General features: G+C 70.8%; 5 protein-coding genes. 3 read left to right on the forward strand and 2 right to left on the reverse strand.

The window, feature by feature from the left end; translation table 11 throughout:
* Positions 1-8 precede the first annotated feature (8 nt).
* On the reverse strand, positions 9-1,148 hold the full coding sequence (locus GWK61_RS20470; RefSeq protein WP_194910392.1) for a hypothetical protein: 1,140 nt from the start codon (positions 1,146-1,148) through the stop codon (positions 9-11).
* 32 nt (positions 1,149-1,180) lie between these two features.
* A complete protein-coding gene (locus tag GWK61_RS20475; protein ID WP_194910393.1) occupies positions 1,181-2,455 on the reverse strand; it encodes a glucarate dehydratase family protein in 1,275 nt (424 codons plus the stop codon).
* A gap of 159 nt (positions 2,456-2,614) precedes the next feature.
* Here GWK61_RS20475 and GWK61_RS20480 point away from each other — a divergent pair, with 159 nt between their 5' ends.
* From GWK61_RS20480 to GWK61_RS20490, 3 genes are all read left to right on the forward strand, one after another.
* Positions 2,615-3,415 carry a Cof-type HAD-IIB family hydrolase gene (locus GWK61_RS20480; RefSeq protein ID WP_194910394.1) on the forward strand — a complete coding sequence of 267 codons (801 nt, stop codon included), beginning with the start codon at positions 2,615-2,617 and terminating at the stop codon, positions 3,413-3,415.
* Positions 3,416-3,595: 180 nt separating this feature from the next.
* Positions 3,596-5,893: an MMPL family transporter gene (locus tag GWK61_RS20485; RefSeq protein ID WP_194910395.1), complete on the forward strand. Its 2,298-nt coding sequence runs from the start codon at positions 3,596-3,598 to the stop codon at positions 5,891-5,893.
* A 4-nt stretch (positions 5,894-5,897) separates the two neighbouring features.
* On the forward strand, positions 5,898-6,880 hold a 983-nt coding region (locus tag GWK61_RS20490; RefSeq protein WP_194910396.1), incomplete at its 3' end, for a sensor histidine kinase.

Below are 6,880 nucleotides of genomic sequence, written 5' to 3' on the forward strand. Positions count from 1 at the left end.
CGAGGCGGCTAGCGCACGGTCCCATGAAAAGCCTCAACCGCGCGCCGCATAGCCTCCAGGTCCGCGTTCGAACCGATGCCGGCGTGATACAAGCGGATCCCGCTCGCGCCGGCTTCGCGCATCGCAGAGGCCTGCGCCGCGAGCCGTTCGCCGTCGGATCCCATGCCGCCCACGCCGAGCAGGCCCGCGTTGACCGGGGCGTCGTGCCCCAGCGCCCGGGTCACGGGGTCCGTCGAGCCGTTCCAGCAGTTCAGCACGACGCCGGTGTCCTTCGGCAGCGTTCCGACGTCCAGGCCGGTGAACGCGGTCGAGCGGCGGGAGTCGGGGTTGGCGTGGAAGAGGATCGGGAAGTCCGGGTCGCGCTGCGTCCGTACTTCGCGCACCATCGCGCCGCGCAGGCGGTTCGCCACTCGGGTGCGGGTTCCCAGGACTGCGGCGGCCAGGTCGGGGTCGGCCAGTGCGGGATCCGGCAGTGGCGCCGATGCGGCGAAGCGTGCGTCCAGCCGGGTGCAGACGGTCTCGCGGAGCCGGCCGACGTGGATGCCAGAGGCCTGATACTCGTCGCGGCAGGCGTCGCAGAAGCAGAGCGACATCAGGTACAGCTCGTCCTCGGACAGCGGGATGCCGGCCACCTTGTCGTGCTCGTGCAGGTGGTCGAAGCCGTACCAGCCGGCCGCCTCGAACTCCACGCCGGAGACGTCGGGGCGGGCTGCGATCACGGCGGCCAGGCCGACCGCGTATTCGAGGTTTGCTTCGTGCGAGGGACACAGGGCCCACGGGTACACGTCGCCGTAGGCGTTCACGACGTGCGGCGCGTCGAAGTCGTCGACGTGATCGACGACGACCCACGCGTGCGTGGGCACCCCCGCCGCGGCGAGCGCCGCCGCCGTCTGCCCGAAGGCGTCGTCGGCGTCGACCCACGTCTGCGCCGCGGGCAGCACCTGCTCCCAGGCTTCGCCGACCGGCAGGTACGAGGCACTGTGCTCGGCCACGACCACCCGGTGCCAGGCGTGCCGCGGGGTCAGGGCGCGGGTCGCGTGGTAGAACGCTGCGACGACCGCGTGGTCGACGCCGAGTCCGGCGATCGTCTCGGCCGCCGCGTCGTCGCCCACCACATCCCACGGATACACATACGTCGCCACAGTCATTGCGTACCTCCGAAACTCCGCGCCGGACCGTGTCAGAACCGCGGCCGCTTCCCCGTCCACTCCGGCCGCACCCGCTGCATCCAACCCACATCATCGCGCCGTCGGATCCCGCACGTCAGGTACTGCTCGTGCAGCCGGGCCACGGCGTCCCGGTCCAGTTCCACGCCGAGCCCCGGGCCCGAGGGCACCGTCACGGCGCCGTCGGTGAAGGTCAGGCCCCCGCCGACCAGCACGTCCTCGGTCTCGGACTTCCACGGTGTGTGCGTGTCGAGCGCGTAAGTCAGGTTCGGCGTGGCGGCGGCGATGTGCGTCATCGCGGCGAGGCTGAGCCCGAGGTGGGTGTTCGAGTGCATCGACAGCCCGAGGTCGAAGGTGCGGCACAGCGCCGCCAGGTTCTGGGTGGCCCGGAAGCCGCCCCAGAAGTGGTGGTCGGACAGGATGACCCGCACCGCGCCGAGCCGCACGGACTCGGGGATCTCCGCGAAGCTGGTGACGCACATGTTGGTGGCCAGCGGCAGCGACGTCTTCGCCGCGACCTCGGCCATCCCGGGGATCCCCGGCGTCGGGTCCTCCAGGTACTCCAGCTCGCCCTCCAGCGCGGCGGCCACGCGATGGCTGGTCTCCACGGTCCAGTTGGCGTTCGGGTCGATGCGCACCGGACGGCCGGGGAAGGCCTGTCGCAGGGCCTTGACGGCCTCGATCTCCTCCTCGGGCGGGAAGACGCCGCCCTTGAGCTTCAGCGAGCCGAAGCCGTAGCGCTCGACCATCCGGCGCGCCTGCTTCACGATGCCGTCCGGGTCCAGCGCCTCGCCCCAGGGGTCGACGTCGTAGTCGCCGGGGTGCTCGGCCCACTTGTAGAAGAGGTAGGCGCTGTAGTCGACGCGTTCCCGGACGGCGCCGCCGAGCAGGTCCACGACGCGCCGGCCGGTCGCCTTGCCCTGCGCGTCGAAGCAGGCCACCTCGAACGCGGCGAACGCCTGGGCCACCGTCTTGTCGTGGCTGGCGGCGCCGATCAGCTCGGTCGGCGAGGAGGCCTCGGAGCCGCCGACCGCCTCGGCGACCCGGCGGCTGAGCTCGTTGAGGTCGAAGACGTCGGTCCCGACCACCGCGGTCGCGGCCCGGTGCAGCAGCGCCAGGGTCGCGTCGTCGCCGTAGGCCTCGGAGATGCCGACGATGCCGGCGTCGGTGTGCACCTCGACGATGGAGCGCAGGGCGAACGGCTCGTGGACGCCGGAGGAGTTGAGCAGAGGCGGGTCTTTCAGGGCGACCGGGGTGATCGCGACGGAGACAATCTTCAAGTCGGTCACGCCAGACCTCCACAGTGTTCACATCCATGAACACAACCCACGGATATGAATAAGCTCGACGCCGTGAAACGTAGTAGTCCACACCGGACCACGTCAAGACGCCGTCCTGTCACCGGACGGGTCCGGCACGGGCCACCGCCACCGGCGACAATGTCGACCATGACACAGCTGCCGTCGCTCATAGCCTGCGACCTGGACGGGACCCTGGTCCGCCACGACGGGGCGGTCTCCCCCCGTACCGTCGCCGCCTTCGAGGCGCTGGAAACGGCCGGAATCCCCTTCGTCTTCGTCACCGGCCGGCCGCCCCGGCTGATGGGGCAGATCGCCGACGCCTTCGGGCTGCACGGCATCGCCGTCTGCTCCAACGGCGCCTACGACTACGATCTGCGAGCACGCGCGGTCGTCGCGGAGTACGCCATCGATCCGGCGACTTTGAAGAAGGTGGCACGCGGGCTGCGGGAGGCCATCCCCGGCATCGGCCTGGCCGTGGAGTACGCCGACTCGTTGGCCGCCGATCCCCTTTACGAGCCGTGGGATTGGGACCGCGACATCACCGTGCAGCGCCTCGACGAGGCCACGTTGTGGGAGCGACCCGCGCCGAAGCTGGTCGGCCGGCACGAGAGCCTGTCGGCCGACGAACTGCTCGCGCTGGCCCAGCCCGCGGTCGGGGACCTGGTCACCGTCTACCACTCCAACGGCCTGCGCCTGGTCGAGGCCGTGGCCCCGGGGGTCAGCAAGGCGGACGGTCTGGCCCGGCACGCGGCCCGCCTGGGCGTCGCCGCCGAGAACGTGACCGCGTTCGGCGACATGCCCAACGACCTGTCGATGTTCGGTTGGGCCGGCCACTCCTACGCGGTCGCCAACGCACACCCGAGCGTGATCGCGGCGGCCGACGGCGTGATCGGTTCGGTCGAGGACGACGGCGTCGCCGTGTTCCTGGAGGCGATCCTCGAAGCCTGATCGGGCAGCACCGTGTGATCGCCCGACTACCGCCCTGCTCCACAGGCAGTAGGCGCTCCCCGCTCGTACTGCGTCCGCAGCAGCACAAGTGTCTGCGCCTGGCAGACGACTCGGACCCCTCCTCCCCGGCACCGTGTAAACCGCACGCGTTTCATGCTCGCAAGAAGGCCGGGAGCCCTGATGTCAGTCATTGCCCGTTGGTGCAACAAGCACCGTCTCGTCACCGTCCTCGTCTGGTTGGCGCTGATCGTCGGCCTCGGGGCGCTGACCAGCTCGGCCGGCACCAAGTACAACGACACGATGTCGATCCCGGCCTCGGAGTCGAGCCAGGCGCTGGACCTGCTGAAGCAGTCCCTGCCGGCCTCGGCCGGGGACAGCGACCAGGTGGTGTGGCACACCGTCGGCGGCGCCAAGGTCACCGATCCGGCGGTCCAGCAGCGCATGACCGACACGCTGAACCAGATCGCGGCCTCGCCAGGTGTCGCGGCGGTCACCAGCCCGTACAGCGGGCCGCGCGGCGCGACGCAGATCAGCAAGGACGGGACCACCGCCTACGCGACGATCAACTTCACGCAGCAGGCGCACGACATCCCGAAGGCGCAGACCCAGCACGTCATCGATGTCGCGCAGCGCGCCCGGAGCGGCAACCTGCAGGTGGAGCTCGGCGGACAGGCGATCACCGAGGCCGAGCAGAAGATCGGCGGCGCCGCGGACCTGATCGGCGTGGTGGCCGCGCTGATCGTGCTGGGCCTGGTGTTCCGGTGCTTCGGCGCGGCGGTGATGCCGATCCTGACCGGCGTGGCCGGCGTGGTCACCGGCATCACGGGCACCGGCCAGCTCTCGCACCTGATCGCGATCAGCTCCACCGCGCCGACCCTGGCCACGCTCGTGGGCCTGGGCGTCGGCATCGACTACGCGCTGTTCATCGTGAACCGGCATCGCAAGGGCCTGATGGCCGGGTTGTCGGTCGAGGACTCGGTCGCCAAGGCGCTGAACACCTCCGGGCGCGCGGTGATCTTCGCCGGCGGGACCGTGGTGATCGCGCTGCTGGGCATGTTCGCGCTCGGCCTGAGCTTCCTCAACGGCATGGCGATCGGCGCGGCGGTGACCGTGTCGATGACCGTGCTGGCGGCGATCACGCTGCTGCCGGCGATGCTGGGCTTCCTGAAGCTGCGGGTGCTGAGCAAGAAGCAGCGCCGGGAGCTGGCGGCGCGCCAGGCCGGCGTCGGCGTCCTGGTGCCCTACGCGCAGGCCTCGGGCCGCCGCGGATCCAAGGCCGGTTCGGGCACCCCGGGGCACCCTGAGACCGCGTTCACGCGCTGGGCGGGCAAGGTCGAGGCCCGGCCGCTGGGCAAGGCGCTGCTGGCGATCGGCGTCATGGCACTGGTCGCGGTGCCGTTCTTCTCCATCCGCCTGGGCAACTCCGACGCCGGCAACGACCCCAAGTCGACGACCACGCGCCAGGCCTACGACCTGCTCGCAGACGGCTTCGGCAAGGGCTTCAACGGCCCCCTGACGCTGGTTGCGCAGACTCCGGCGGGCGGGGACCAGCAGGCGCTGACCACGCTGGTGAACACGATCAAGACCGTGCCGGACGTCGCCGACGTCTCCGCGCGGCCCATGCAGCCCGGGCAGACGCTCGGCGTGGTGCAGGTGGTGCCGGTCAGCTCGCCGCAGGACAAGGCCACCACTGACCTGATCGACAACCTGCGGCACGACGTGATCCCCAAGGCCGAGACCGGGACCACGCTGCACGTCATGGTCTCCGGGCCGACCGCCATCAGCAACGACTTCAGCCACACGCTGACCAGCAAGCTGCCGCTGTTCGTGGCGATCATCGTGGGGCTGGGCTGCCTGCTGATGATCCTGGCCTTCCGCAGCCTGCTGGTGCCGCTGATCGGCGTGGCGATGAACCTGCTCACCATGGGTGTGGCGTTCGGGTCGCTGGTCGCGGTGTTCCAGTGGGGCTGGGGTTCGGAGGCGCTGGGAGCCGGCGGTTCGGGGCCCGTCGAGGCGTTCGTACCGGTGATCGTGATCAGCATCTTGTTCGGGCTGTCGATGGACTACCAGGTGTTCCTGATCAGCCGGATGCACGAGGAGTGGTCGCACTCGGCGGACAACCACCGGTCGGTGCGCGTCGGCCACGGTGAGACCGGCCAGGTGATCGTAGCCGCGGGCGTCATCATGACCTGCGTGTTCGGCGCGTTCCTGTTCAACGGCCAGCGGGTCATCGCCGAGTTCGGCATGGCGCTGGCGCTGGCGATCCTGCTGGACGTGCTGATGCTGCGGCTGATCCTGGTCCCGGCGCTGATGCACCGCTTCGGACGCGCCAACTGGTGGCTGCCGTCGTGGCTGGACAAGGTGCTGCCGCACATGTCGGTCGAGGGTGAGCCGGAGCCGGTCCCCGGTGCCGTGCCGGCGCAGGGCGGTCCGCACGACGAGCACGAGCTGGCCTCGGCGAATCACCGCATACCCTGAAACGGTGACTGACTTGCGGCGGATCAAGGAATGGACGCGTCCCGGCACCGCCAGCCGGGACGTGGTGACCACCGCGATGTACCTGGTCCTGCTGTCCCCGGTCCTGTTCGTCTCGGCGCTGCACAAGCACGTCAGCGCCGAGACGGCCGGCGCGCTGCTGACGTCGGTGGCCGTCCCGCTGCTGTTCCGCAGCCGGTGGCCGCTGGGCGCGGTCATCGCCACCTCGGCGGTGACCGCGGCCGCGATGCCGTTCGTGGGCGTGCCGAGCATCCCGCCGATCGCCTGCGCCATCGCGCTGTACTCCTTCGCCAAGCGCTCCGACCGGCCGACCACGGTCAAGGTCGGGACGGTCACCGCGGTGACCCTCACCACACTGGCGCTGACCCTGCGCCCGGAGATGGCCGCGCTGGGCGAGAACCTCGGGATCCTGGCCTGGAACGGCCTCGCGTTGGCGATCGGCGACGCGCAGCGCAGCCGGCGGGAGTTGCTGGCGTCGGTGATGGAGCGGGCCGAGCGTGCGGAGCAGACGAAGGAGGAGGAGGCGCTGCGGCGCGTCACCGAGGAGCGGATGCGGATCGCGCGGGAGCTGCACGACGTGGTCGCGCACCACATCACGCTGGTCAACGCGCAGGCCGGGGTCGCACATCACTTGATGAAGACGGACCCGTCGCACGCCTACGAGGCGCTTGAACGGATCCGGGACACGTCGCGGTCGGCGCTGGACGAGCTGCGCGCGACGGTCGGGCTGCTGCGCGCCGGCGACGAGACGGCGGCGCCGCGCGAGCCCGCGCCGGGGCTGGCGGATCTGGCGGCGCTGGTGGAGGCGTTCCAGCACGCGGGGTTGAACGTGGAGGTGGCCGGGGCCGGGGCGGCGGCGGAGCTGCCGATGCCGGCGCTGACCGGGCTGACGGCGTACCGGATCGTGCAGGAGGCGCTGACGAACACGCACAAGCACGCCGGGAACCTGGCGGTGGTGCGGGTCGTGGT

Origin of the sequence: Catenulispora rubra, assembly GCF_015356825.1 — a bacterium.
GTDB lineage: Bacteria > Actinomycetota > Actinomycetes > Streptomycetales > Catenulisporaceae > Catenulispora > Catenulispora rubra.